The following is a 25,907-nucleotide window of genomic DNA, read 5'->3' on the forward strand; positions in this document are numbered from 1 at the left end:
GACTTTTGCCGGTTGGGGGTGTGGACATGCAAACCAATGAAGATGTGATCTTCTCAGCTCGCTTACAAGAAAATATCTCTCATCTGAAAGAGCGGTATGCGGATTGCTTTGATGTCGTGTTCCACGATTTCAGCTGCGGCCAAACTCCTGCGGTGATCGTCTACTTTATGGGTTTGACCGACAGCGACATGATTAACCGTTACATTCTCGAACCCACTCTGAAACAATTGTCAGAAGACGGGGGCATCACCTTAGGGGATTTTTGCAAGTGCTTGCCGGTGTCCTCCTATACCATGATCCAAACGATGGATCAGGCGGTGATGGAGATTGGTGACGGCAATGTCGTCCTGCTAATGGATGGGGAAGAAAGGGCTATCTCTCTGTACCTGTCAAAATGGGAGCAGCGCTCGATCACGGAACCCGAGGCGGAATCCGTCGTCAGAGGCCCACGTGAAGGGTTTATCGAAACGCTGATGGTCAATGTGTCCATGATCCGCCGCAAGCTGAAGTCGCCTGATTTGAAGATGAAGTCGATCCGGATCGGACGTTTTTCCCAGACCGAAGTCGTCGTCGCTTTCGTCAGCGGTATCATAGATTCCTCGCTGGTCACTGAAATCGAAAGCCGTCTTTCCCGCATCAACATCGACGGGATCTTGGAAAGCGGGATGATTGAAGAGCTTATCGAGGATAATCCATATTCGCCTTTTCCGCAATTACAGACGACAGAGCGGCCGGATGTGGTGGCAGCCAATCTGCTTGAGGGCAGAGCGGCCATACTCGTAGAAGGAACTCCCATTGCCTTGATTGCTCCAGCAACGATTTTTACCTTTCTGCAATCGCCGGAAGATCATTACCAGCGTTATTACATCGGCACAGCCATCCGTTGGCTGCGATATTTTTTCGCGTTTATTGCTCTCATCGGGCCCTCATTCTATGTCGCTATCGTTACCTATCATCAGGAAATGATTCCAACGACGCTGCTGCTTAATATGACCAAATCTAGGGAGCAAATACCTTTCCCGGCTCTAGTTGAAGCGCTGCTGATGGAAATTACGTTCGAAGCTTTAAGGGAAGCCGGTGTTCGACTTCCCAAACAGATTGGTGCTGCAGTCAGTATCGTCGGAGCGTTGGTCATCGGTCAGGCGGCCATAGCGGCCGGTCTCGTCTCTTCGCCGATGGTCATGGTCGTTGCGATCACTGGGATCGCCTCATTTCTGATCCCCCATTTTGCCTTTGGCATAACGATCCGGCTGCTTCGTTTTCCGATGATGCTGCTGGCAGGGTTTCTGGGTTTTTTCGGCCTGATGATGGGGATCACCTTAATTTTGACCCATCTGTTCGCACTTCGTTCTTTTGGCGTTCCTTATGTTACGTTGTCAACGGTCAGCAATCTGAGTCAGCTGAAGGATATTCTGATCCGCGTCCCAACTTGGAAAATGAATACAAGGCCGCGAATCGGCGTTTGGAACAGGTATCGACAAGGTACCAATCAGCGTCCGGGACCCGGAAGGGGAGGCCGAAGAAGGTGAAAAGCGCAAGACTTGCCGCTGCATTTCTTCTGTTTACGATCATCCCGCTCGTTACAGGGTGCTGGGACCGCACCGAGGTGAATGATCTGGCTTTAATTATGGGAGCTGGGATGGATACTGCGCCAAACGGGAAAGTAGAGCTGTCCGTTCAAGTCTACACGCCCAACCAGACCAGCACGAGCAGCGGCGGCGAGATGACGAGCAGTGGAAACGAAGGAGACATGGTTATCGTGAAAAGTGCAGTCGGGACGGATTTGGCGGATGCGGCCCAGCGGCTGCAGGAGGAAATGCCCCGCAAAGTCTTTTGGGGCCACAGCGAAGTATTTATCGTGGGGGAGGAGCTCGCCAAGAGGGGGATCATGGATCAGGTCGATTTTCTCTTTCGCCATCCCCAGCCGAGGGAGCATGCTTATTTTTTTATCAGCAAAGGAAGGGCTAAGAGCATTTTGAGCATAAACACGCGCATGGAGCGGGACAGCGCGGAAACCCTTCGCGAATTGACCGTTCTAGCCGGAGGCATGGGAGTTACGCTTAAAGATTTGGGAGGGATGCTGGCAGGGCGGTCGAAGGCAATTATCGTTCCTCTCATCGAGAAAAAGGAGGAATCTGGACAAAGCAATGCTTACCCGTACATTAATGGGGCGGCGGTTTTAATGAAGGGGAAAATGGAGGGTCAATATCAAGGAGAAGTCAAACGATACGTTCAGATCATCCGCAACGAGCTGGAATCAACGACGGTAACATTTCCTGTACAGGAGAGTAAGGGAGAAGATGGGGGCGTCATGTCCGTCCGGCTGATCAAATGCCATACGAAGCTAATTCCGTTGATTCGCAGAAATCAATGGAGTGTCATGATCCGGATTGAAGGTGAAGCAAGTGTGCTTCAGAATGAAACCCATGTCAATGTGATGCTGCCCCAAGAAATGCCCCGGTTGGAACAGCAGCTGAACAAGGAAATCGAGTCCAAGGTAAAAGAGACGTTTCGGCAGATCCAGGATGAGACTGGCGCCGATGTTTTCGGGACGGCCGATGCGTTTTGGCATAAGTATCCTACACGTTGGACCAAGGAACAGGCCCGATGGGATGAAATATTCCCGGAAATCAGCGTTTACGCCCATTCCGGTGTACATATTATTTCGCCTGGTTTTTCCGGTAAAACCTTTAAATGAGGGATAAGCGATGATTGTTCTCAAACTGCTCGGCATTACGCTGCTCTTTGTGGCCGTGTTTATATATGATTTTTCGAGTGTGGAGCCCAAGAAGAAAAAGGAACGGGCAGCCATTGCCGTCATTACCTTCGCCGGGTGGGGAGTAGCAGTCATGCTGTTATTTGCTCCCGGCTTGCCCGGTCCGACCGAATGGATCAATCAAGTGACCAAGCCGATCTGGGTTATCTTTTATCCCGAAGGCTAAGAGGGGGACGGCGGAATGGATAAAGAGAAAGTTTCGAATCTCCAACTGTGTTTGATGATGTACCTGATGATCGGCGGGACCTCCATACTCGTCGTGCCTTCTTTTACAGCGATGTATGCCAAGCAGGATATGTGGATTTCGCCGATCATCGGCTCTGTCTTCGGTTTCTTCAGCGTGACTGTCGCTTGGCTGCTGTATCGGAGAAATCCGGGGCTTACGATGATCGAGCAGGCGCAGCGCCTTTTTGGGAAGTGGGCCGGAAGCATTCTGGGCATGGTCGTCCTCTTATTCCAAATCGACGCGATCGGCTTGATTACCCGGGAATATGCCGAATTCATCGTACAGGCGTTTCTGCCTAAAACTCCGCTGGTCATGATTATCGGGTGTATTGTATTGACATGTTCATTTGCCGTCCGGTCCGGTGTGGAAGTGATTGGACGATTCGCGCAAATTTTCGGTCCGATTTTTTTGTGCTTTGTCCTGGCGATTTTTCTGTTTCTTCTACCGGAATATCGCTTTTCCAACATGCTCCCCATTCTGGGGACCGGAATCAAGCCTTCGCTCAAAGGTTCTTTAGAGCCTTCGGTTTGGTTTATGGAATTCATCTTTATTTCATCGGTCTACCCGTCCGTCCAAAAAGGAGACAACGGCCTAAAGGGTGGGCTGTTCGCCGTATTTCTAATGATGATCACGATGGTCATCACGAATTTTACTTGTTTGTTTTTGTTTGGGGAATCGACTGCCAATCTCACCTTCCCGTTCCTGTCTGCTTCGCGCTTTGTGAATATCGCTGATTTCTTTTCGCATGTGGAAGCCATCGTGATGGCGCTGTGGATCCTCGGGGGCTTTGCGCAAATTTCGATGTGGTATTACACGCTTGCTCTGGGAACTGCACAATGGTTAAAGATAACGGATTTCCGTCCACTGGTATTTCCGGTTGGGCTGCTGATCGGTGTGTTCAGCATCTGGGTGGCCAAAAATTTTCAGCAAATGCTTCATTATTTTCCCACTGGGGGAACGGGCAGTTCCATCATCGCTTTGCTGCTGCTGCCGATCCTTTTACTCTTGGTCAGCCTTATTCGCCGAAGCGGAGCTCGAAAGTAAATTTTTCTACAGCCCTTCGTAAAAAGATGTCGATACGGGAATATCTCTCTCGTCGTCTTATATAGGCAGCGTTATAATGCTGTATATGACAATGAGGAGATGAAGTCATGAAATATTTGTGTTTGGGTTACCTGAAGCCGGATCTGATGGATGCCAGACCCCAGGAGGAAATCGACGGAGTGATGCAGGAGTGCAAGCCCCATCTTGAACAGTTGTATCAAAGCGGGAAGGTGCTTCTCGACGCCGGCCTGGACAATGCCGCGACGACCCTGCAGCGCAAGAACGGAAAGCTGAGAATGATGGATGGCCCATTTACCGAATCAAAGGAGCTGATTGGCAGCGCGTTTCTGATCGAAGCTGAGGATCTTGAAGATGCAGTCCGTGTGGCATCTCTTCATCCGGCCGTTCAGGTGAGCGCGGGCGAATCGTTTGGCTGGCGCATCGAAATTCGCCCGGTTCATCATTTTGAATTGTTCAGACCAGAGGGGTAACTTTCGATTTCATTTATTTGTTTAACTTCACTCTTACAAAAACGGCGCCCGCGACCGAAACCGCCGCCAAAACCGCTGCAAACAGCGAGGCACCCAGGGAGATGCTGGTCATATCGATCACAAATCCTGTTCCGATCGGCAGCAGTGCGGCAGGTACATAACCTCCGATATTCAGTACCGCGTTGGCTTCGGCGCGGCGGTGTGCGGGAACATGCAGGCTGATCAGCGTCAGGCCTCCGAGCTGCCCTAATCCCTGTCCTGCGCCGGCGAATACAGCGGCTATGACCAGCAACACGGGTGCCGAATCAAGGACAGCAGCAACCAGGCATATCATGGACAAAAGGGTTGCCGCGCTTCCAAGGAGAAACAGGCTGCGAACTGGCAGCCTTTTGACAGCGAATTGTATTCCCGTCGCCGCCAAGAACATAATACAGGCCGTTCCTCCAGCTACCAAGGGACTGGTCACATGAAGCAGTTTGGACAGCAGCGACGGACCCAGCGACAGCACAAAGGAAGTCGAGGTAATGCCTGGAGCAAACGCGGATATTCCTAAAGCTAAATGCAGGCGATTTTGCTTAGGAACTGTTGGGAAGCGCAGTTTCCATCCTTCGCGTGCAGAATGCTGCCGGGAGGGGAGGCGGGCTGCCACCATGAAGGCTGTTGCCAAAATGATCAATTGAGTGGAAAACACCGTGACAACATGATGCGCAAGAAATTGGGCCATCATTCCGGCCAGCAAAGGTCCTAGCCCGGCTCCAAGGACCATGGCCACGGAGGCGGCAAGGGATGCCAGCTGTTTTTTACTATGTCCGCCGGAGTCCACTACAGCAGCCATGCCTGCGGAGACGATGACGCCGACGGCTATGCCTGTCAGCAACCGCGCCGCCAGCAGCATGCCGACCGAATCGGCCGAAGCAAACAGCACACAAGCCGCCACCGCTGCTAATAGACCCGGATACAGTACGGCCTTGCGTCCGAAGCGGTCCGATAATTGGCCGGCTGCGAGCAGAGTGCCGAGCAGGCCCAGAATATAAGCGGCAAAAATAACCGTCAACGTTCCATTCGAAAATCCCATCGCCGTCTGCCACTCCACATACAACGGTGTTGCTGAATTGGACAGCATAAATACGGCTGTTACGATCCAGGCAGTAGTCCAGATGCGGCGTGTTGATACGCGGGAATCCTCCGATGCCTGAGGAATTTCCGCGTTTTTTGCATGATCGATCAAGGTAATCTCCTCCTATTCAACCAACTCTTTGAATGTGTGTAGGGCATCCGTGTTGTCATGCATTTAGAATACGTTATAATAGTTCATAACTGAAATACACATTTGTAATAGGAGATATAACCATAAGGTTATGTTGAAGAGCGATGAATTTAAACTTGAACCATCTGAATGTCTTTGTGGCAGCCGCCGAGAAAATGAACATTACCGAAGCGGCGAAAGCGTTGTATATTTCCCAACCGGCTGTGAGCAAAACGATTAAACAGCTGGAAGATGCGCTGAAGGTGAGGCTGTTTGTGAGGGATAAGCAGAAGGGGATCATTCTGACCGATGTCGGCAGGGAGATTCTGATATTGGCCAGGCAGATGCAGTCCATTGAAAATCGTATTTTCCAGGCGGCCAGCAGGGAAAACCAGCTGTTAACCGGGAAAGTCAAAATCGGCTCGTTTCCAGCGGCGTCGACCCTGTTGCTCCCGGAGGCCATCTCCAGGTTCCGGGCCAAGTACCCACAAGTTCAAATCGAGCTGAGTGAGGGGGTATCTGACCAGATCAAGGAATGGGTTACCGACCGTACCGTGGAAATCGGGCTCGTCGCTTCTCCGTTTGCGGGATTTGAGCATCATAGCCTGGTTCAGGATCACATGGTGGCCGTCATTCCGGTCGATCATGAGCTGCAGACTACAGAGATTGTGGATCTCGGAAAATATGAGCAGGACATGATTTATTGTAAAGGCGGACATGAGGCGGCGTTGAACAGTGCAATACAACAGCACCATTTTAATCTCGAAAGCAACTTGACCGTCCAAACCGCCGAAACCTTGATCCAGATGGTCCGCAGACGACTCGGGATCGGTCTTGTTTTCGATTTTACGCTGTCTTCCGTGTCCCATGAACTTATCGTAAAGCCCATTACGCCGGTCATCACCAGGGAGATCGGGATCATCGCGCTCTCATTTGCGGATATTTCACCAGCGTCCATGGAGTTTGTTCGAATGATGAAAGAATCATGAAACAAGCCGCTTCCGGTGATGCCGGTGCGGCTTGTTTGTTGATCTATATTCAAGGCATACTAAACTGGACGATAACTCCTTAACGGCTGCTCTGACGATTCTCAACAGACTTCATGCGGTTTTGTTCATCGGGCGCCCGGTCATGGCCAAATTCCTGGCCGGCTTCCATTTCGGTGTGTCCCGACTGGCTGCGGGCAAATTCAGTGAATTCCGCCTTTTGCTCATCTTGCTCATGCTTTTGTTTCAGTATCTTTTTCGGATCTTGGGTTGTCATGGGGAAAGCCTCCTCGATTCAAATTCACTTTCTTATTATTACCCGCCTCGATGTTTGCCAAACTTACGCGTCCTGTATGTATAACGATGTGGCGCAGGAATTGTTATATGAAAAAAATAAGCGAAACAAAGGTTTTAAATATTTTGCATATGGAGTAGAGCGTGTTAGCATGTCGTTGAGTAGGAAAAAGGGGATTTGATCTATGATTCGTCTCTTTTTGTGTATCGTTTGCATACTTTGGCTCAGCTCATGCGACATCATGCCGGGCTCTTCAAGAGAACAAGCGAAGGAACAATTGTCATCAACGGGGGTGGAAACGGTGACTCAGCAATTTATACAAGCGGCGGAAGCAGGTGATCTTGAGGCGGTACAGAACCTGCTTCAGGACGGAATCGATATTAACGCGCAGGATGAGCGCGGCAGAACGGCCGTCATGGCTGCGACCTATCATCACCAGACGGAGATGGTCCGGCTGCTGATCAGCAAAGGGGCGGACATCAACATCAGGGATCATCTGCTCAACAATGTATTTCTGTATGCCGGAGCTGAGGGAATGCTGGATATCGTCCAACTGGCGATCGACGCTGATGCAGACACCAAACTGACCAACCGCTATGGCGGGACGGCGCTGATTCCCGCATCCGAACGGGGCCATGTCGAAGTGGTCCGGGAGCTGTTGACCCGCACCGATATCGATGTCAATCATATCAACCGCCTGCACTGGACTGCTTTGCTGGAAGCGGTCATATTGGGAGACGGCGGGGAGAAGCATCAGCAAATCGTCCGGCTGCTGGTCGATCATGGCGCGGATAGGGAGATCGCGGATGCGGAAGGCATCACTCCGCTGCAGCACGCCCAAAGCAAAGGTTATCACGAAATCGCCGCAATACTGGAACGAGCAGGTTCGTAACGATCAGCATATCCGCAAAAATAAAGCATGTGCTAATCCATGCGCTAAAAAGCGAACGGTCAGGACCGTTCGCTTTTTCTGTACCTATCAAAGACGGAGGTGAGCAAGTGTCCATCCGCATCAAGCTTTTATTATCCTATACCGGCATGCTGCTCATCAGCCTGTTGGTCTTCGCCATGACGGCGAGCCTGTTTACGATCGCGGCGACGGGCGACGTGCACAGCCTGCGCGATTTTTACAAAGTCCACTATCAGCTCAATCCGCTGACCGAACAAGAAGAATCCATTTTTTTGGAATTGAAGTATCTTGCCAAAAATGAGCCGGATCGATTGCAGGATCAGCAGCTGCTGAAGGATTTCGATTTCAAGCTCAAAACGGTCAGAGCCGGGCTGTATGTACGCCGTGAGAGCGGACGCATCTACCAGTCGTATACGTTCAACCAGCCGGAGCTGGAACGGCATCTGCCGCCTTATGACCTCAACAACAACCAAATTCGCAGTACGTTTAATATCGGTGAGCGTTTTTATGCGTACGCCAAATACGACTTCCAGTACTCGGGCGGCCAGAAAGGCAGTGTGTTTGTCATCCGCGAGCGGAGTCCGTTCGGCGAAGTCACGAGAAAGCTTCTCCCGGCATTCGTCATTAGTTTGGCAGGCATCATCGTGATATTCAATGCGCTGCTTTTCCGCTGGATTACGCGCAGCGTTGTTAAGCCGTTGGACCGGCTACGTCACTCGGCAGAGCACATTCAGCGGGGCAATCTGCAGTTTTCGCTTGAACCGAGCACACAGGACGAAATCGGACAGCTGAATGCAGCTTTTGAAAACATGCGGAAAAGGCTTCAGGAGTCGGTTCAGCTGCGGCTGGAGGATGAGGCGAACCGGAAGGAGCTCATCTCGAACATTTCCCATGACCTGCGGACACCGATCACCAATATCAAAGGCTATATTGAAGGCATTCGAGATGGAGTGGCAGATACGCCCGAGAAAATGAACAAGTACGTCAACATCATTTATTCCAAAGCCGTTGACCTGGACAAGCTTGTAGATGAGCTGTTCCTGTACTCCAAGCTGGATCTGAAACAGGTGCCGTTCACGCTTGTGGCGGTCGATATCGTTCACTTTCTGGACGACTGCATTGAGGAGCAGCGATACGTTCTGGAAGAGAAGGGAGTGGTCATCGGATGGGCTCATCGGCCAATTCCGCCGTTCAACGTATTTGCCGACCTCGAAAAAATAAAGCGTACCGTGCTTAATATGATCGGGAACGCTCAGAACTACATGGATAAAGAACATAAGAACATTCATATTTCCGTTCATCCCGGACGGGAATGGGTAACCGTCGAAATTCGGGATAATGGGACGGGGATTCCGCAAGAAGCGCTGCCGCATATTTTCGAACGATTCTACCGCGCCGAAGCTTCGCGGAATTCTTCAACCGGAGGCAGCGGTCTGGGACTGGCCATAGCCAGCCAGATCATTGAGGGGCACGGGGGCAGGATCTGGGTGGAAAGCGAGGTAGGTGTTGGTACACGCGTGTTCTTCACGCTGCGGCGTACCACATACGAAGGAGGGGAAGGCAGAGATGGCCGGCAGCATTCTGATTATTGAAGACGAGACGACTATCGCGCAGTTGGAACGGGATTATTTTGAATTGAACGGATTTCATGTGGATTTGTGCCATCATGGAGACGAAGGGCTGCAGCTTGCTCTTGAAACGGATTACCATCTTATCATTGTCGACCTGCAGCTGCCGGGATTGAACGGTTTTGAATTGTGCAGCAGGATCAGGCAGGCGAAGGAAGTACCGATCCTGATCGTCTCCGCCAAAAATGAAGAAATCGATAAGATCCGGGCGTTTAACCTGGGAGCCGACGATTATATTACGAAGCCGTTCAGCCCGAGCGAGCTGGTAGCCAGGGCAAAGGCGCATTTGGCCCGGTATGAACGGCTCATGAGCAGGCATGAAGCGCCCCACAAAACCGAAATCCATATCCGCGGCCTCGTTATTGACCAGGCGGCACGCCGGGTATACATCCGCAATAAGGAGGTTATATTTACTTCCCGTGAATTCAGCCTGCTCGAATTTTTGGCCAGCCATCCGAACCGGGTATTCAGCAAAAGCGAGCTGTTTGAACGGATTTGGGGCATGGACTCGAACGGGGATATCGCGACCGTCACCGTACACGTACGGAGACTGCGGGAGAAGATGGAGGTCGATCCGTCCAACCCGCAGTATATCGAAACGGTATGGGGTGCGGGATACCGGTTCACCGTGTAACCGATTTAATAAATTGTTAATATAAAGTTTCGATTTTGTTTATGCCGGGTTTCTTGGCCGTTTATCTGTCTCGTTTACGATAGAGACATGACAAACACCAATCCATCTAAGGGATTGAAGGAGGAACCATCGATGAATAAACATGCTAACAAACTGGCCGGCCTGATGCTGGCCGCTGCTTTGGGAACAGCCGTCTTGCCTATCGGAGCCGTGCATGCCGCAGACGATTCAAGGGCGCTGGGAGATGGAGATATCAGCCAAGCAGTCCGTCAGTTATCGCAGCTTCATATTATGCAGGGGTACGTGGACGGTTCACTCGCCGTAGAACAGCCAGTCACACGTGCGGAGCTGGCCAAATTGCTTGCCCTGACGTTTAATCTGCAGGGCGCGGATCAGGCACAGCAGGGATTCACGGATGTCAATCCGCAGGCGTGGTTTTCGAAATATGCCGCTGAAGTGGCAGCACAAGGGATCATGATGGCAAACGATGGCCGTTTTGAGCCCCACGGAACCGTAACGAAAACGGAACTCGTACAGATTGTAACCAAAGCACTTAAGAGGGATGCGAAATCCGTGGAATACTGGGCTGAAAGCCTTGACCCAAGCAGCGGTCCGGTCACTCGCGGAGAAACTGCGTATTTACTGAATATGGCGCAGCGGGCGATCCCGTCGGACAAAGCCAAAATCACCAGCATCCGTTCCTTGAATGCGATTACGCTGATCGTGACGTTTGATGCGCCTTTGACGGCAGACAACGAGGCATTTGCGAAAGCAAAAGAAGACTTCGCCTTCACCGACGGTCTTACGTTAACCAATCTTCCGCGGCTGAAAACGGGTTCCATCGCTACTTATATTGTACCAACCTCCGTTCAGCAGCCGGGTGTCCAATACTCCCTGACCTACAGAGGAGCAAACGCTGGTACTTTTACCGGGAATGCGGACAAGCTGAACATGACCGAGGCCAGACAGGTAACGAATGATACGTTTGAGCTGGAATCCCTGCAGGCGAACGGCGTGGTTGACTACGGATATGTCATTTCCGCGTACAGTGCCGGCCGGGGAGCGGATGCCTTCGTCCTGGACGAAAACAACCGCGCCAATGGCCAAACCTATCAGATCATTTCCTCCGGACAAGCCAGGGAGGTAACGATCACGCCGGAGGGCGGACAACCGATGGTAGCTAAATATGTACCGTTCACGCAGTCGACCGATGGCAGACAGGAACCGAAATTCCGCCTGCCTGAGGGCAAAACCCTGACTCCGGGCGTCACCTATACCGTGACTTCAGATTGGGCGCAGATTGGACGCCCGTCTTTCGTAGCGCAGAGCATCGCGCCGCTTGACATCGTCGGTGCCGAAGCCGTGAGCGAGACTTCCATTACGGTTACGCTGTCGGAAGACCCGGGAGACGAGCTGTTCTCGGGCCGCCGTGTCGAGCTGACGGATGCGGAAGGGCATAAGCTGACCGCCGCCTATAAATACTCCAGCCGCAAAGGGGCCGTGGGTATCTTCGATCTTGCACCAGACAGCAAACTTGTGAAAGGCACGACCTACACCGTCACGCCGGTGGGGGAATGGGCCGGTTCTTCCCGGACTCCATTGACAGCGAATTAAATCTTATACTCCTTTTGCTTGTTTCGGCTGCCGGATGTCCGGCAGCTTTTTACTTTTCTTTAACGCTTAAGTTAAATAGGATCATCGTTATCTGAGGATTATATAATGTGCAATGGTTAGTCAGTTGACACATGATAATCCTGTAACTATAATAGTTACATAATTGATTTGTTACTAACATGGTTACAATTAAGATCATCATGTGACAATAAGATCATAACGTTACAATGGAGGAATCAGGATGAAATTATTAGTTACCGGAGCCACAGGGAAGCTGGGCAGAAAAGTAGTGGAGACCCTTTTGCGGACTGTCCCTGCCAGTCAATTGGCGGTCAGCGTGCGCAACCCGGACAAGGCTGAAGATCTTCGGGCCCGGGGCGTTGACGTCCGCCATGGTGATTTTGACGTGCCTGAAACGTTGGATAAGGCCTTTGCCGGGATTGACCGGCTGCTGATCATTTCCGCGGATGGAGACAACGAAACCCGGATTCGGCAGCATACGAATGCGGTGGAAGCTGCCGCACGAGCCAAAGTTGGTTTCATCGCCTACACGAGCTTGGGAAATGCAGCTGAGAGCAAGCTGTTTCTTGCGCCACCTCATCAAGCAGCAGAGCAAGCGATTTTGAAGACGGGTATTCCGTATTCGTTCCTGCGGAACAACTGGTACCTGGAGAATGAGATTCCGAGCATTCAAGGGGTTCTAGCTGGAGCACCATGGGTGACGTCCGCAGGATCCGGCAAGGTTGGCTGGGCGCTTCAAAAGGAGTATGCCGAAGTGGCTGCAGCTGTTTTAGCGGGGGAAGGTCATGAGAACACCATGTACGAGCTGTCTGGCAAACCGCTGACACAAGCGGAACTGGTGACTGCGCTGGGCGATGTGCTGGGTAAAGAGGTACCGCTCCAGCAGGTCGACGACGAACAATATGCTGACATCATGAAACAAGCAGGAGTTCCGGAGTTTGCCCTTCCGATCGTTGTAGGCATTCAGCAGGGGATCCGTGAGGGGCAGCTTGAGATCGAAAGCCAGGATTTTGAGAAGCTGCTTGGACGACCTTTAACGCCTATAGCAAAAGCACTGGATCAAATTGTAGGCGGGCTTAAATAAGTGAGCATCGATCGTTAGCCTAGATCTTGATATGGCAAGAAGAAAGCTGCAGAACCAACAGGTCTTTTATGACCCGGTCTGCAGTTTTTTTTCTGCTGTGAAATCTGGTGGTCTAACTCGTATTAATCTCTCTTAGTTTCCGTCTGTTTCATCGGGAAAGCTTCCTCTTTGGAAACGCGAATCCGGTCTGCGGGAAAGTGTTTTTTGAAGTACTTCAATACCCGAAGATGGATATCTCTGTCGTACCAAGGGGTTAATCCGTGCTCCTCAAAAAGTGCTGGCATACCCAGTCTGGCTGAACGTTTACCAAGCATACCGTCTCCTATCAGTAGTGTATCGATCCATACGTAATCTGCAATTCCGCTTAAAGTCTTGGGGAAATCAGGTGTGAACGGCAGTACCGGCGAGATGGAAGCCTGCGTTCGGATTCCTGCTTCACGAATTTCCTGTAAGGCACGAAGACGGAGGCGTATACCAGGTGCCTGCGGAGCAAAGACCCGCTTCATATCCTCCCGGTCGGTCTCCACGGTCATCGATACCAGCAGTTCGCATTTGTCCTTAAGCTGAGTCAACAAGTCAATGTCCCGTGTGATGAGCGGTCCGCGCGTTTGAATTTGCAGCGAATCCGGCGGATTGCTGATCATTTCCTCGAGAATTCCCCGGGTTATGCCCGCTTTGCGTTCTTTAGGCTGATAAGGATCGGTGGCGGATGACATAAAAATATGAACCGGTTTGTTTTTCTTCCGCAGCTTTAATATCTCCTTGCGGTAATTTTCAGCCGCGTTCGTTTTGACCTCCAGCCAGGTTCCCCAGGGCATGTCTTTAAATTTCTGGATAGGCATTTCCCTTACATAACAGTATTTGCAGGCAAAGGCACAGCCGCTGTATGAATTTAACGAGTGGGTGAACCCCACATCCAAGTATCCTTTTACTTCAGTGAGGATGGTTTTGGCCGTGATTTCCTTCGTTTCGATGTTCATATCCACAGCTCCTTTCCCATATTGTAACCGATGTGGCGGAGGTTTAGGGAGAGAACTCGTTATGGTTAACATAATAAATATTACGTAATTATCATTATAGCCATATAAAGCAGGTGAAGTCGCATTCGCAAATGATTTTACATCTAATTCATCTTTTTCGGTAAATAAGCCATCATCTGTCTTGTTTATTTCGTATCCTGAGCGTGTCTTCTCATTTGATTCGACGAGACGATAATACGGTCAATAAGGAGAAATAATGATGAGAATGGATATTGATTTCGGGAAGCCCATTACAGCTGCTTGGGATGCCAACACGACCTGCGGAAGGGCATTTGAAGCGTTTCGAACCGCATTTGAATACGGTGAAACGGCGAATTTTCTCGCGCTTGTGACAGACGATTTCCGTTTTTCCGTACCCTTGCCGTACGACGAATGGAAAGAGCCGCAGTTCGGAAGGCAGCGGTTCATCGAGTTGGTCCAATTTGAAAAGGAAGTGCTGCAAGTAGCGTTAACCCCGCAGTTTCAGCTCTTTGATTCTCAGTACGGAGTGGTCGTTTTTCGAGCAGAAGGTCTGCTCAGTAACCAACCTTATCACAATGTACTTACCGTCGTGTTTGAATTTGAAGACGAACGGATCAGGTCCTTCCATGAATTTGTCGGGATGCCGCTGAAAAACTACTGAGAGCTGAATCCCTGATCGGAATGGCCGACGTCTGTCGCATTACACCTCGCATGGCCTCATGACCCGATAAGAGGAATTCCCTGGTGAGAATCACAGATCGGCTATGCCGGCCTTGATGAACCGGGCGATCCGGATAGCGTCTGAAGGCGTGTAACGAAAAAGCTCTAATATGTTTTGAAAAGTCCGGCATGCGCCGGGCTTTTTTGCATTTATTACAGGTATTCGGCTGCGGCAATTCATGTTGAAGAAGCAGGATAATCGGGGGAGGCTGATGAAATCGTTCGTCGTATCCATTAAAATCGGTGTCAGCAACGGTATAATGGTTATAGAGTGTTGGAGTGTTTTAAGAAAGGATGCGATCTCATGAAGAAAATCATGAACAGACCGGAGACGCTCGTTGCGGAAATGTGCAGCGGTCTCGTATTGGCCCACCCTGAGCTTGAGTTTGTCCGTAAATACAACATCATCAAGAAAAAAGTGATCCAGCAGGGCAAGGTGACGCTGATCAGCGGCGGCGGCAGCGGCCACGAACCGGCACATGCGGGTTTCGTCGGCAAAGGCATGCTGGATGTGGCCGTCTGCGGCGACGTGTTTGCTTCCCCGTCCCAGATTCAGGTGTACCAGGCAATCCGCTCTTCTGCGAGCAAGAAGGGGACGCTGCTGATTATTAAAAACTATAGCGGCGACATCATGAACTTTAAAAATGCGGCCCACCTCGCTGCCGAAGACGGAATTCAAGTCGACTACGTGAAGGTGGATGACGATATCGCCGTTGAAGACAGCTTGTATACCGTAGGCAAAAGAGGCGTTGCCGGAACGGTGCTCGTACATAAAATCGCAGGAGCCGCAGCGGAAGCAGGCTTACCGCTGGAAGAAGTCAAGCAGGCCGCCCAGAATGCAGTCGATAACGTGAAAAGCATCGGGTTTGCGCTCACGTCCTGTACGGTGCCGGCCAAAGGCAGTCCGACGTTTGAGATCGGTGATCAGGAAATGGAATACGGCGTCGGCATCCACGGCGAGCCCGGCATCCGGCGGGAGAAGCTGATCACGGCTGACGAACTGGCTTCCCGAATGGTTGCCGAGCTGCTGGAAAGCTTGGGTATCAGCGACAGTGCACCCGCGGAGGTGGCCGTCCTGGTAAACGGATTCGGCGGAACGCCGCTGCAGGAGCTGTACCTGCTGAACCATGCGGTCATACGTGAGCTTGCCGCACGGAACGTCACTGTGTGTAAAGTTTTCGTGGGCAACTATATGACAAGCATTGATATGGCAGGCGCGTCGCTGTCGATCATGAAGCTGAATCCCAAGCTGAAGCAGCTGCTCAGCGAGGAGTGCGAGACGCCGGCGCTGACCGTCCGCGGACCATTCGAGCCGGTACAGTACATACCTGATGAAGGGACCGTCCGACACTCGCCATCCTTCGGCGCCGCTGCCGATGAAGCGCATGGAGTCATACACAACAATAAGCTTACATTGGAAAACCTGGTTTATCTGGTTGATCGAATGAGCGGCGTCATTATCGAAAACGAAATTCCGTTCTGCGAGCTGGATGCTCATGCCGGTGACGGTGACTTTGGGATGAGTGTGGCCAAAGGGTTTAGGCAGCTCAAATCCGAGTGGGAGGAACTCACATCCGAGGCGCAAGATATCGGAGGATTTCTTGATGCCTGCTCTCTAATCATTATGGAGCATTGCGGCGGTGCCTCCGGTCCGATCTGGGGTTCGGCCTTCCGGGCGGCAGGCAAATTTGTGGGGAACCGGAGGGAGCTGTCCGTTACGGACATCGCCGGCATGATGAGTGCTGCCGTGAAGGGAATTCAGGATACGGGTGAGCGTTCTTTTGGACGGGGTGCTGTCGTGGGTGACAAAACGCTGATCGATGCGCTTGTCCCCTATGCCGAAGCCTGGGCGAAGGCGGCTGAGCAGGGCACTGATCTGATCGGCGCAGGCCTGTCCGCGGCAGAGGCTGCCGTTGAGGGGGCCAAGCAAACCGAGCACATTGCGGCCCGGATGGGGAGAGCCGGAACGGTTGGTGACCGGAGCATCGGTTACCCGGATGCGGGAGCCTACGCATTGGGCGTGATATTTACCGAACTCGCGCATTCCCTTAAACCATCGGATCAGTGAGATTCTATGAACGCACAAAGGGGGCATGAAATTTTGAATAATGACCATTTTCACAAACCTTCCGCCCGGGATCTAATGGAACATCATGCGGAGGCTATGTTTACCCATGACCGCAGCGGACGCCTGCATCTGGTCAATGAACCTTGGCCTGGTTCAGACCCGGCTCCGCGATTGTTCCTGGGAAGAACCACGGAGGGAGGGAACGTTTGGCGTTTCCGTCACGACGTTCCTGACCAACTGGTGAAACAGCTGGAGAGCTGGTGTGCCGAAGAGGCTGTGGTCGTTGACTTTCAGGATAGGCCGAAGCATGAGAAGGATTATTGGAACCTGCTGCAAGGTAAAAAAATGACGATGGGGCCTTGCTTTTCTATTGAAAATGAAACGAGAGAGCCATCCGTAGATGTGCAGCGAATCACGCCGGAAAATGTAAGGCAGCTTACGCGGGATGGATTCGAATGGCTCGCTGACGACATCAGCTATGCGCAGCCCTGCGTTGCGGTGGTTCAGGAGGGCCGAGCCGTCTCCGTGTGCCGCAGCGTCCGCATCGGTGCGAAGGCGCATGAAGCCGGGCTGGAAACGTTGGAAGAGTTCCGGGGCAGGGGATACGCGGCTGCAGCGACGGCGGGATGGGCTGAAGCCGTCCGGGAGCTCGGCTGTATTCCGTTATACAGCACCTCATCGGATAATCTATCTTCGCAGCGCGTCGCGAGGAAAATGGGACTTTTTTTCTATGGCGTGAATTTTTCGATTTATTAATAAATGTGATTAGGACGTTTGATTCGCGGACACGATTGTGGAATTTCCAGTGTATTGAGTAACTGAAAAGAGCGTGTTTGGACTTGTTCCAAACACGCTCTTAGATTATAGAGACATTTATTGGCTAGCCGGCAATCATGTTTGCAGGCAGCATGTATCTGTTATTTGGAGTTTTACTCCAGCAGCGAACGGAGCTCCAGATCGGTTCCTAACAGCCGAAGAATCATCGTGACGGCTTCGGCCCGGGTCACGGGTTCATTTGGGGCAAAACGGGACTCATCTCTGCCTTCGAGAAGCCCGGATGCTGCGGCTTGCCCGATGATATCCTTAGCCCAATATGAATCGGTAATATCTGTAAAATGGCGCGCTTCACCGGTGGCCAGTTCAGATAAATCCGCCAGATTGGCCATCATTTGAGCCATTTCGGCCCGGGTCAGGCTGCGCTCGGCTTGGAAAAGCCCGCTTGCATTGCCCTTGACAATTCCATTCGAAGCCAGAATGCCTATGGACTCAGCTGCCCAATGATCATGCATATCTTTGAAGGTAACGACCTCATTCCCTTGCCGAAGCGCGAAAGCTCTGACAAGCAGTTCACTAATTTCCGCCCGGCTTATCGGAAGGTCCGGCTTGAAGCTTCCGTCACCATATCCGTTGACCAATCCAAGCCGGGAAGCCACCGCGATGTCTTTCGCCGCCCAATGCGTGTATGTATCGGCGAATCTCTCCGGATGGTTCATCGCCAAGGCGTGGCGGAAGGAAGCAGCAATATCCTCTGCCCGGATAAACTTCCGGAACGAAGGTTCCGGCATTTCCGGTATTGGCGTAGGAGTTGGAGCCGGTGTAGGCGTCGGTACAGTGGCCGGACTTGGTGTAGATGGTGTATCTGTCGGTTGAGAAGGGTTAGAAACGACCGGCTTGGCTGCGACCTTTAGATTTAGTGATTCGCTCTTGCCCCCATAGACTGCCGTGATCACAGTCATGCCCGCACTCTTACCGGTTATCTCGCCGTTGGTAACCTCGGCAACCGCTGGATCAGCGGTGCTCCATACTGCTGACTTCGTAACGTCGATTTCAGTCTGATTCGAATACAGAGCTTTCAACAAGACCGATGAACTCTGGCCAACCTCCACATGTAAGCTGCTTGCACTGACGCTCAAGCGTGTAAGGCCCTGAACCGTTAATCCTTTAACGGCTTGAATGCTTTCGTCGTTGCCGTCGCTTACCACAAAGCGGATGATTCGATCTGTTGGCTCCGATGCATTTTCAGAGCTGATGTAAGTTACGCTTCTAAAAGCTGACTCCCACTCAGAAACAGTGGCTGTTCCATTTTCTGATGTCAGGGTCAACATACCAGAAACGGGATCGAAGCGGCCGCTGATGTTGCCCATCGTCGCTCCATCGTTGGTGAACTGGAGCTCTTCCTTACCGGCATGATACGGGCTGACGATAGACACGCTGCCGGAAGCCAAAGTCTGATCATCGGGATCGGTGACAGATAGTAGGGGATCGACGGGTATGGCCCAGGCGGTATACGAGGTCGAACCGGCGCTTGTTGTCAGAACGGGCGGCTGGTTAGCTCCCGGAATGGATACCTTTACCGTCTTGGTGGCGGGGTTGCTGATTGCGATTCCGTCGCTCACACTGAACGTGATGGTTCTTATCGCAGCGGTATTCGGATTTTTAGATGTATTAACATAGGTCACTTCTCGCAGCGCTTGCTGCCACTGGGCAATCGTGGCCGATGCTCCGGATGACGTCAGAGTTAATGTCCCTGTCCCTGCATTATAGCTCCCTGTAATGTTACCCATGATCGAGCCGTCGTTTATAAAGGCAAGGATATCCTGATTTGAAAAAAAGTTTCCCGAAATCGTGACAGTGGCCGCTGACATCGTTTTGTTATCCAAGTCTGAAAGGGTAAGTCCGGAATCGATGGCAACGGGGATCCCTTTGAAGGTAGAGGTGCCGCTCGTGGTTGTCAAAATCGGCGTCTGGTTGACCGCTGTCACCGTCATCATTTTGTCTGCGGGATTGCTTGAAACGGTACCGTCATTCACCATAAACGTGATGATGCGATTCGCCGTATTGGGGGTGATGGCCGTATTCGAGTATGTTACCGCCTGGAGAGCATGAATCCATTGATCGACAGTCGCGGTATGACTCACAGATGTCAGGGTCAGTATCCCGGTCTCTGAATCATAACTTGCAGTAATATCCCCAAATACGTCCGAGCTGGTATTCACAAACTGAAGTAAATCTTCTCCGGGTTGAAAACCGCTCGAAATTTGAACTGTAGCCGAAACTAAAGTGAAACTGTCAGGATCGTTGATGGAAATATTCGAATCCACGGTGACAGGAGTGGCTGTTGTATTATTCCCTGCTCTAAAGCTTGTTGTTCCGTCACTGGTGGCAATCTGCAGCTGTGAGCTGGCATTCGTACTCAGGCTGGTATCTGTTGATGAATTATCCGCCGTACTTCCTTCGCTGACGATTGAAGCAGGTAGAGGGTCGTCCGCAGCGGATGCGGATTCGGGGAGAACCGAAGAGGTTACCATTTGAAATGCCCAGATCAGGGTAATGATTGCCGCGTACTTCGAGCGGTTGTTCATAAAATTCCTCCTATTTGCGTCATGAAATAAGTCGTGCTGTTTCTATATAGATTGAACTAAAGCTGAGCATAGCGCCTTCAGTTAGCCGCCAGTAAACTTCATTTCGATAGTTCATTCTATTTAGCTATAGAATATATCGGAATTCGCAAAGCTGGAGAGTATAGTTCGAAAAAAATAGGGCTCGCACACTCACAGCAACTACAGATAACAAATCTATAAATTCAGCTAGACGTATGATAATCTTTTGGTATTAGAAGGCATTCATCCCAATTCAACGAGGTACAATCCATGACAAACGAAGATTTGGAGCGGTTGGCACAAAGGTTTGGCATTGAGGGGGCATCATTCGATTTTATCCGGCATAACGAAAACGAAACATACAAGGTAAATGCGGGCGACGGCCGCAAATTTGTGTTGCGAATCCATCAGCCCTTCCAAGAGGGGATGACCGGTAAGCAGCATACCTATGAAGGACTGCTGGGTGAACTGCATATGCTGGAGGAGCTATCCCACAACAGCGGCTTTAGCGTCCAGACCCCGATCCGTAATTCGGAAGGGAACTTGATCACCGTGGTGGAGCATAATGGACGTCATCTGAATTGCTCCATGCTCTCATGGTTAGAGGGGAGGGACCTCAATAAAACGGATGTCAGCCAACCCGAACTGGTACGCAGGCTCGGCAGCCAAATCGGCGAGCTGCATACTTTTTTTCGCGGATACTATCACAAAACGCTGGAGAATCGGCCCAGCCAGGGGATGGCTTACAATCAATGGCTGGCCGAAACGGTCCGGAAAGGACTCAGACTAGGCCTGTTTACAGGATCCGATGTCGACATCATTGATGAAACCTTGCGGGAAATCAACAAGCTTTTAGCTGCATCAGCTAAGACGCCGTCCGGCCGGTTAGCGCTCATCCATGGAGATCTGGGATTAGGCAACGTAATAATTTCATCCGAAGGGATCATGAGCTTTATCGATTTTGGTTTTTTCGGAGAAGGTTACGAACTGCTGGACGTGGCGATGGGGGCCATCATGGTGCCGCCCGAACACAGGGACGTGCTGTTGGATGGGTATTATGAAGTGATAGGACGCAGTATAAGCACAGGTGATAGGGTCCTGCTGGAGGGCTTTGCGCTCGTGGCAATCATCGGGTATTATGCATTTCAAATGCCGAATGAAGCAGTTCATGGGTGGATGCGGGAGCGGATGCCGCGCTTATGCGCAGAATACTGCAAGCCGTTCCTGCAGGGTGAGCGGATCTTTTCCAAAGTGTAAACTATGAGCGGAAGCCGGAAACCTTCATTTATGCCTTAAAGCAGGGCCTCCGGCTAACTGCTGTAATCAGACTTATGGATGAGCTGCAGATTGCAGCACCCATGGGCCGATGTATTTGGCTGCATCGTTGAGGATGGTTAAATGCTTCTCGCCGGGCACCATCTGGATGAGGGACCGATCCTTGACCTGGGATGCAAGAGCTGCAAAGGCCACGACTTTTCGTGGTATCATGATTTCATCGTCAGTGCCAACCCAGAGCCCGAATGGCTGATCGATCCCGGCTACTTCCTCGGAAGGCTTCAAGGGATTGAGCGCCGATGCCATGTTGACGCTGTTGTACTGTATCAGCCCCAGGCCGGACTTCAACTGCTTATCCGAATAATTGTAGCGAACACCCGCAGCATGGCCTTTTGCCAATCCAAAGGTAAGTTCATGGGCTACCAAAGCTTTAATACATACGGTCGCGAAATTGCCGTTGCCTTCGTACATGGTATTGGATTTCGGACCGAAATCCGGCGCGACGAACAAATAGCCGTTGACGGGTTGATGCCCGGAAGAATGTATATAATTGATGATTAAACCGGCTCCGGCAGAATGTCCGCCGATAAATACCGGAAGGGAAGGAAACTGCCGATGCGCTTCCTCGATCATGGTGGTGACATCGTTGTAAACTTGCTGAACGCTTGGCGCATCTCCCCGCGGTCCATCAGACAAGCCGTGGCCTCTGATGTCAGGCAGGTACGCAGCAATTCCATAATTCTGACTAAGCTGCTCCCCGATCGGCTGATACCCAGCGCCGCTATTGGCCCCCGAACCGTGATAAAATAGGACCACCGCTTTTGGATGATCGGGAATATAGCTTCGGTAAGCCAGGCGTAAGCGGTCGGTGGCTTCTACGTATTGAACATGATTGTCCGGCAGCCGGCTTGTGGCGTCTGTGTCCGGGCCAACTCCCTCGGACGATACATTGGAGACGACATGGCCGGAGAATTGGCAGGACGAAAGCGGGGTTGCCGCAAAGGTGACAACGCCGGCCGTAACGATCATCAGGAGCACAAAAATCGTCAGCAGCAACCTCTTTATAGTCTTCATTATCCTTCCTCCTGCCCATATGTGATGGAATAGATCACCCCCATTAATGAAACCAGGCTTTAGCCTCCGGGCTGTTTATTCTCCATAGGACGATGACCGGCAAAATGATTCCAAGCAAAAACCCGGTGCTATGCCATGCGGCGAACTCGGCAATCCGCGTGACGATCAGGATGGTGCAAAGAACGTTCGCTGCATACCTGCTGAAGAGGGCGGGAATGCTCAGGCGATAGGCTGCATAAACCGAAGCAATTGCCGTGAGGATCATGATCACGCATAACGCTTTCTTGACCATTCCCGGGCTGCCCAACGAATAAATGCCATTAATCCCATTGATTACGGCTGTGGCATAAAACAGAATTTGCACGAACGTGACGATTGGGGGCTTGGTTGATTCGATTCTCCGATGATTGGACATCAGGGCTGCTCCTCCTCTGTTTGCGATTCTTTTAGCGATAAAGATAAAAGCTGGGATTCTGCTTCATTACACCAGTCCAGGACCATTTGGGCATACGCTGTTCCGTATTGCTTGAGCATAGAGGGAACTGGGAGTGACGAAACGTCCTCCGGACGATCCCATGAGCTGCCCGGCTGGATTTCCTGAATGGTTTTCAGCATCCATTCAAAGCTAGCACGGCGTTCCCGGATCAGATTCACGATCATTTCCGGTCCTTCCCGACTGGCAAATAAAAATTTAACGAGATTCTCATCCCTGATCTGAATGGGTGCAGACGGAGCTGCCAGCCATTGACGCAGAGCGATCCGGCCCTTATCCGTGAGATGCCACCGTTGACGGGCTCTTGGCCCTTCGGCACCTTGCGGCGCTTCAATAAGCTGTAACGACTCAAGTACCTTCAGCTGTGGATATAGCTGCCCGTCGCTGATGCCCCAGAACATGCGGACCGACCGTTTTGCCGCCTCCCGTATTTCATAGCCGCTTCTCGGATGCAAGGAGAGGAAACCTAAGATCGACCAGGCGGTTGGCGTAAGTTCGAGAGGCTCTATATCCGTCATTGCGGGGTTTGAGCCTGCTGTCCCATCTTCATTCTCTTGTCGATGCATTATCAAAGCACTCCTTTAAAGTAATATCTCTGCCAGAGATATTATGCGTCCCGATCCGCTTTTTGTCAAATCTCCGTTAGTTTGCTCAAAATGAAAATCCGAAATGTTGTGTATTCTAAAAAAATAGAGGATGATTATTTTCATCATGGCTGTTTTCTTACAAGTGATGGCAGAAATGATAAGGATTCATAGGGAGGTGCGGTTTTGTATTGTTTTGTTCATATGCCGTTCATCTCCTTTTGATATATTGATCGTTACGAATGTTGTATAAAGTGGGGGAGTTTCGATGAGACAACTGCTGATTGTGGACGATGACAGCCATATCCGTGAATTGCTGCGATTCGTCATGACGAGAGAGGGCTATCAAGTCTATGAAGCCGAGAACGGTATGGAAGCAGCCAAAATGATGGACAGGCATGACATGGACCTCGCCGTCGTAGATATCATGATGCCATATATGGACGGGTACGAGCTGTGCGAATATATCCGGGAAAATTACGATATTCCCATCATCATGCTGACGGCAAAAGACCAGCTAACCGACAAGGAAGAGGCTTACTCCCGGGGAACAGATGATTACCTGACCAAGCCTTTTGAACCGGAGGAATTGGTATTTCGCGTCAAGGCGCTGTTTCGCCGCTATCAGCGCACCTCAAGTGATACACTTTATTTGAACCGAATCGTGATCGACCGGAACAACGTTGAGGTTACCGATGGCCAGAGCGTCTTTTTGCTGCCGATGAAGGAGTTTGAGCTGCTCTCGCAGCTTGCCCAATATCCGGGAAGGCTGTTTTCGCGGGACGAGTTGATCCGGCTGGTATGGGGAGCCGATTACGAGGGGGATGACCGAACGGTCGATGTCCATATCAAGCGGCTTCGTCAGCGGTTTGCGGACTATACAGACGATTTCTCCATTCAAACGGTAAGGGGCATCGGGTACAAATTAGAGGTGACTAAACGATGAAATCGCTGTATTCGCGTGTGTTTCTTATCACCCTCATTGTGATTGTTGTCAGTAGCACGCTAGGCTTTTTGGCTTCCAATATGTATTACCATGTCAAACTCAAACCGTTCAACGACGAGAAGCTCGTCGGGATCGCCAGCCAAATGAAGCGGTTCTTGGAGAATGAGCCTGCGGATGTCGATGCCTACCTGCAGAATGCGGCAGCGCTTGGATATCAGATTTATTTGACGGACGGGGACAAGGATGACCGCTATTACGGCCGCAGTTTTCGCAAAATGGATTTGGGCGAGAGCACCATATCAAAGGTTCTGCAGGGAGACATCTATCATGGGGTAGCCCAATTCCCGAACAAGCCTTTTATCTCCGGGTTCTTCGATAACCGGTTAAGCAATACGGTCGGGGTACCCGTCGCGGCAGGCGGCCGTCAATTCGCTTTATTTATGCATCCTGACGTCATTTTGCAATTTGGGGAGCTGCGGATTTTTTTCGCTTTGGTCGGGATCTTAACGGTAGCTATCAGCGTCGTCCTGTTTTTGATCAGCACACGCTATCTCGTTAAGCCGGTGACCCGGTTGTCGGAGGCAACGAAGCGTATCGCGCAGGGGAATTACAATATCGTGCTGCCGACCAAACGGAGGGACGAAATCGGCAGGCTCGCCGAGCATTTTATGGTCATGAGCCGGGAGCTGGAGCGTACGGACGCGGCGAGACAGCAGTTTGTATCCAACGTCTCGCACGAAATCCAGTCGCCGCTGACGTCGATTCAGGGGTTTGCCAAACTGCTTGGGGGGTCCCGTCTATCTTCAGAGGAATCTGCGCACTATGCATCTATTATCGAACAGGAAAGCCGCCATCTTTCGATGCTCAGCAAGCAGCTGCTCCTGCTTTCATCCCTGGAACAGGGACAGGTTGCAGTTAACCGGAGAACATTTTCCCTGCGGGATCAGGTTCGTCAGGCGGTTCAGATGCTCAAGTGGCGTATCGAGGAGAAAGAGCTTCTGCTGAAAATATCTATACCCGAATCTATAACGTTAACCGGGGACGACGTGCTGCTCATACAGGTGTGGATGAACCTGATCGGAAACGCTGCCCAGCATATTCCTGCCGGGAGGACCATTACCGTTCATGCCGAACAAACGCATGCCGATATCAAGGTGGAAATCCGGGATACGGGCGACGGCATTGCCGCAGAGCATTTGCCCTTCTTATTCGACCGTTTCTATCGCGCAGATCGGGCGCATGAACGGGGTTCCGGAAGCACAGGCCTTGGCTTAGCTATTGTCAAAAGGATCGTGCAGCTTCACGAAGGCCACATCGAGGTAACCAGTTCACCCGAAGGAACCTGCTTTACCGTTACGCTGCCTGCGTTGTAATTTGCCATTCATGCGCCGTTCACATTCGCTTCCTATAC

General features: G+C 51.4%; 24 protein-coding genes. 17 read left to right on the plus strand and 7 right to left on the minus strand.

Annotated elements, in window-relative coordinates; genetic code table 11:
- Positions 1 to 26: 26 nt before the first annotated feature.
- The 5 genes from ABID47_RS17615 to ABID47_RS17635 all read left to right on the plus strand — a co-directional run bounded on the left by ABID47_RS17615 (position 27) and on the right by ABID47_RS17635 (position 4,537).
- Positions 27 to 1,529 carry a spore germination protein gene (locus tag ABID47_RS17615; protein ID WP_354498615.1) on the plus strand — a complete coding sequence of 501 codons (1,503 nt, stop codon included), beginning with the start codon at positions 27 to 29 and terminating at the stop codon, positions 1,527 to 1,529.
- Complete coding sequence (locus tag ABID47_RS17620; RefSeq protein ID WP_354498617.1) at positions 1,526 to 2,698, plus strand: Ger(x)C family spore germination protein; 1,173 nt, start codon at positions 1,526 to 1,528, stop codon at positions 2,696 to 2,698. Before ABID47_RS17615 ends, ABID47_RS17620 begins: the two co-directional genes overlap by 4 nt.
- Positions 2,699 to 2,708: 10 nt before the next feature.
- On the plus strand, positions 2,709 to 2,942 hold the full coding sequence (locus ABID47_RS17625; RefSeq protein ID WP_354498619.1) for a hypothetical protein: 234 nt from the start codon (positions 2,709 to 2,711) through the stop codon (positions 2,940 to 2,942).
- 15 nt (positions 2,943 to 2,957) lie between these two features.
- The gene (locus tag ABID47_RS17630) at positions 2,958 to 4,046 is read left to right on the plus strand and encodes a GerAB/ArcD/ProY family transporter (protein ID WP_354498621.1); all 1,089 of its coding nucleotides are present in this window, start codon (positions 2,958 to 2,960) and stop codon (positions 4,044 to 4,046) included.
- 107 nt (positions 4,047 to 4,153) lie between these two features.
- The gene (locus ABID47_RS17635) at positions 4,154 to 4,537 is read left to right on the plus strand and encodes a YciI family protein (RefSeq protein WP_354498623.1); all 384 of its coding nucleotides are present in this window, start codon (positions 4,154 to 4,156) and stop codon (positions 4,535 to 4,537) included.
- 13 nt (positions 4,538 to 4,550) lie between these two features.
- On the opposite strand, the gene ABID47_RS17640 is transcribed toward ABID47_RS17635, so the two are convergent.
- Complete coding sequence (locus ABID47_RS17640) at positions 4,551 to 5,765, minus strand: MFS transporter (RefSeq protein ID WP_354498625.1); 1,215 nt, start codon at positions 5,763 to 5,765, stop codon at positions 4,551 to 4,553.
- Between the two features lie 143 nt (positions 5,766 to 5,908).
- Here ABID47_RS17640 and ABID47_RS17645 point away from each other — a divergent pair, with 143 nt between their 5' ends.
- The gene (locus tag ABID47_RS17645; protein ID WP_354498627.1) at positions 5,909 to 6,772 is read left to right on the plus strand and encodes a LysR family transcriptional regulator; all 864 of its coding nucleotides are present in this window, start codon (positions 5,909 to 5,911) and stop codon (positions 6,770 to 6,772) included.
- A 79-nt stretch (positions 6,773 to 6,851) separates the two neighbouring features.
- Here the strand turns inward: ABID47_RS17645 and ABID47_RS17650 are convergent, their stop codons facing one another.
- Positions 6,852 to 7,046, minus strand: coding sequence for a hypothetical protein (locus ABID47_RS17650; RefSeq protein WP_105443075.1), 195 nt, complete (start codon positions 7,044 to 7,046; stop codon positions 6,852 to 6,854).
- A 319-nt stretch (positions 7,047 to 7,365) separates the two neighbouring features.
- Here ABID47_RS17650 and ABID47_RS17655 point away from each other — a divergent pair, with 319 nt between their 5' ends.
- The 5 genes from ABID47_RS17655 (at position 7,366) to ABID47_RS17675 (ending at position 12,955) form a co-directional block, all read left to right on the plus strand.
- The gene (locus ABID47_RS17655; protein ID WP_354498629.1) at positions 7,366 to 7,956 is read left to right on the plus strand and encodes an ankyrin repeat domain-containing protein; all 591 of its coding nucleotides are present in this window, start codon (positions 7,366 to 7,368) and stop codon (positions 7,954 to 7,956) included.
- Positions 7,957 to 8,063: 107 nt separating this feature from the next.
- Positions 8,064 to 9,566: a sensor histidine kinase gene (locus ABID47_RS17660; RefSeq protein ID WP_354498631.1), complete on the plus strand. Its 1,503-nt coding sequence runs from the start codon at positions 8,064 to 8,066 to the stop codon at positions 9,564 to 9,566.
- The gene (locus ABID47_RS17665) at positions 9,541 to 10,236 is read left to right on the plus strand and encodes a response regulator transcription factor (protein ID WP_354498633.1); all 696 of its coding nucleotides are present in this window, start codon (positions 9,541 to 9,543) and stop codon (positions 10,234 to 10,236) included. Before ABID47_RS17660 ends, ABID47_RS17665 begins: the two co-directional genes overlap by 26 nt.
- 132 nt (positions 10,237 to 10,368) lie before the next feature.
- Complete coding sequence (locus tag ABID47_RS17670) at positions 10,369 to 11,850, plus strand: S-layer homology domain-containing protein (protein WP_354498635.1); 1,482 nt, start codon at positions 10,369 to 10,371, stop codon at positions 11,848 to 11,850.
- Between the two features lie 241 nt (positions 11,851 to 12,091).
- Positions 12,092 to 12,955: an SDR family oxidoreductase gene (locus tag ABID47_RS17675; RefSeq protein WP_354498637.1), complete on the plus strand. Its 864-nt coding sequence runs from the start codon at positions 12,092 to 12,094 to the stop codon at positions 12,953 to 12,955.
- 122 nt (positions 12,956 to 13,077) lie between these two features.
- On the opposite strand, the gene ABID47_RS17680 is transcribed toward ABID47_RS17675, so the two are convergent.
- Positions 13,078 to 13,935 carry an SPL family radical SAM protein gene (locus tag ABID47_RS17680; protein WP_354498639.1) on the minus strand — a complete coding sequence of 286 codons (858 nt, stop codon included), beginning with the start codon at positions 13,933 to 13,935 and terminating at the stop codon, positions 13,078 to 13,080.
- A 256-nt stretch (positions 13,936 to 14,191) separates the two neighbouring features.
- On the opposite strand from ABID47_RS17680, the gene ABID47_RS17685 reads away from it, so the two are divergent.
- The 3 genes from ABID47_RS17685 to ABID47_RS17695 all read left to right on the plus strand — a co-directional run bounded on the left by ABID47_RS17685 (position 14,192) and on the right by ABID47_RS17695 (position 17,500).
- Positions 14,192 to 14,617, plus strand: coding sequence for a nuclear transport factor 2 family protein (locus ABID47_RS17685; RefSeq protein WP_354498641.1), 426 nt, complete (start codon positions 14,192 to 14,194; stop codon positions 14,615 to 14,617).
- A 363-nt stretch (positions 14,618 to 14,980) separates the two neighbouring features.
- Positions 14,981 to 16,744, plus strand: coding sequence for a dihydroxyacetone kinase subunit DhaK (gene dhaK, locus ABID47_RS17690; protein WP_354498643.1), 1,764 nt, complete (start codon positions 14,981 to 14,983; stop codon positions 16,742 to 16,744).
- Positions 16,745 to 16,777: 33 nt separating this feature from the next.
- Positions 16,778 to 17,500 carry a GNAT family N-acetyltransferase gene (locus ABID47_RS17695; protein ID WP_354498645.1) on the plus strand — a complete coding sequence of 241 codons (723 nt, stop codon included), beginning with the start codon at positions 16,778 to 16,780 and terminating at the stop codon, positions 17,498 to 17,500.
- A gap of 173 nt (positions 17,501 to 17,673) precedes the next feature.
- Here the strand turns inward: ABID47_RS17695 and ABID47_RS17700 are convergent, their stop codons facing one another.
- The gene (locus ABID47_RS17700; protein ID WP_354498648.1) at positions 17,674 to 20,106 is read right to left on the minus strand and encodes an S-layer homology domain-containing protein; all 2,433 of its coding nucleotides are present in this window, start codon (positions 20,104 to 20,106) and stop codon (positions 17,674 to 17,676) included.
- 288 nt (positions 20,107 to 20,394) lie between these two features.
- Here ABID47_RS17700 and ABID47_RS17705 point away from each other — a divergent pair, with 288 nt between their 5' ends.
- A complete protein-coding gene (locus ABID47_RS17705) occupies positions 20,395 to 21,381 on the plus strand; it encodes a phosphotransferase enzyme family protein (RefSeq protein ID WP_354498650.1) in 987 nt (328 codons plus the stop codon).
- Positions 21,382 to 21,453: 72 nt separating this feature from the next.
- On the opposite strand, the gene ABID47_RS17710 is transcribed toward ABID47_RS17705, so the two are convergent.
- From ABID47_RS17710 to ABID47_RS17720, 3 genes are read right to left on the minus strand one after another with little or no spacing between them, the layout of a single operon-like run.
- The gene (locus tag ABID47_RS17710) at positions 21,454 to 22,473 is read right to left on the minus strand and encodes an alpha/beta hydrolase (RefSeq protein ID WP_354498652.1); all 1,020 of its coding nucleotides are present in this window, start codon (positions 22,471 to 22,473) and stop codon (positions 21,454 to 21,456) included.
- Between the two features lie 43 nt (positions 22,474 to 22,516).
- A complete protein-coding gene (locus ABID47_RS17715; RefSeq protein ID WP_354498654.1) occupies positions 22,517 to 22,888 on the minus strand; it encodes a hypothetical protein in 372 nt (123 codons plus the stop codon).
- Positions 22,888 to 23,532, minus strand: coding sequence for a PadR family transcriptional regulator (locus tag ABID47_RS17720; protein WP_354498656.1), 645 nt, complete (start codon positions 23,530 to 23,532; stop codon positions 22,888 to 22,890). The genes ABID47_RS17715 and ABID47_RS17720 overlap by 1 nt, the downstream gene beginning before the upstream one ends.
- Before the next feature lie 286 nt (positions 23,533 to 23,818).
- Between ABID47_RS17720 and ABID47_RS17725 the strand changes: the two genes are divergently transcribed.
- Together ABID47_RS17725 and ABID47_RS17730 are read left to right on the plus strand one after the other, a co-directional pair.
- The gene (locus ABID47_RS17725; RefSeq protein ID WP_354498658.1) at positions 23,819 to 24,496 is read left to right on the plus strand and encodes a response regulator transcription factor; all 678 of its coding nucleotides are present in this window, start codon (positions 23,819 to 23,821) and stop codon (positions 24,494 to 24,496) included.
- Positions 24,493 to 25,869: a sensor histidine kinase gene (locus ABID47_RS17730; RefSeq protein WP_354498660.1), complete on the plus strand. Its 1,377-nt coding sequence runs from the start codon at positions 24,493 to 24,495 to the stop codon at positions 25,867 to 25,869. The genes ABID47_RS17725 and ABID47_RS17730 overlap by 4 nt, the downstream gene beginning before the upstream one ends.
- The last annotated feature ends 38 nt before the right edge of the window (positions 25,870 to 25,907 follow it).

This window comes from Paenibacillus favisporus (assembly GCF_040545415.1).
Taxonomy (GTDB): domain Bacteria; phylum Bacillota; class Bacilli; order Paenibacillales; family Paenibacillaceae; genus Paenibacillus_AQ; species Paenibacillus_AQ favisporus.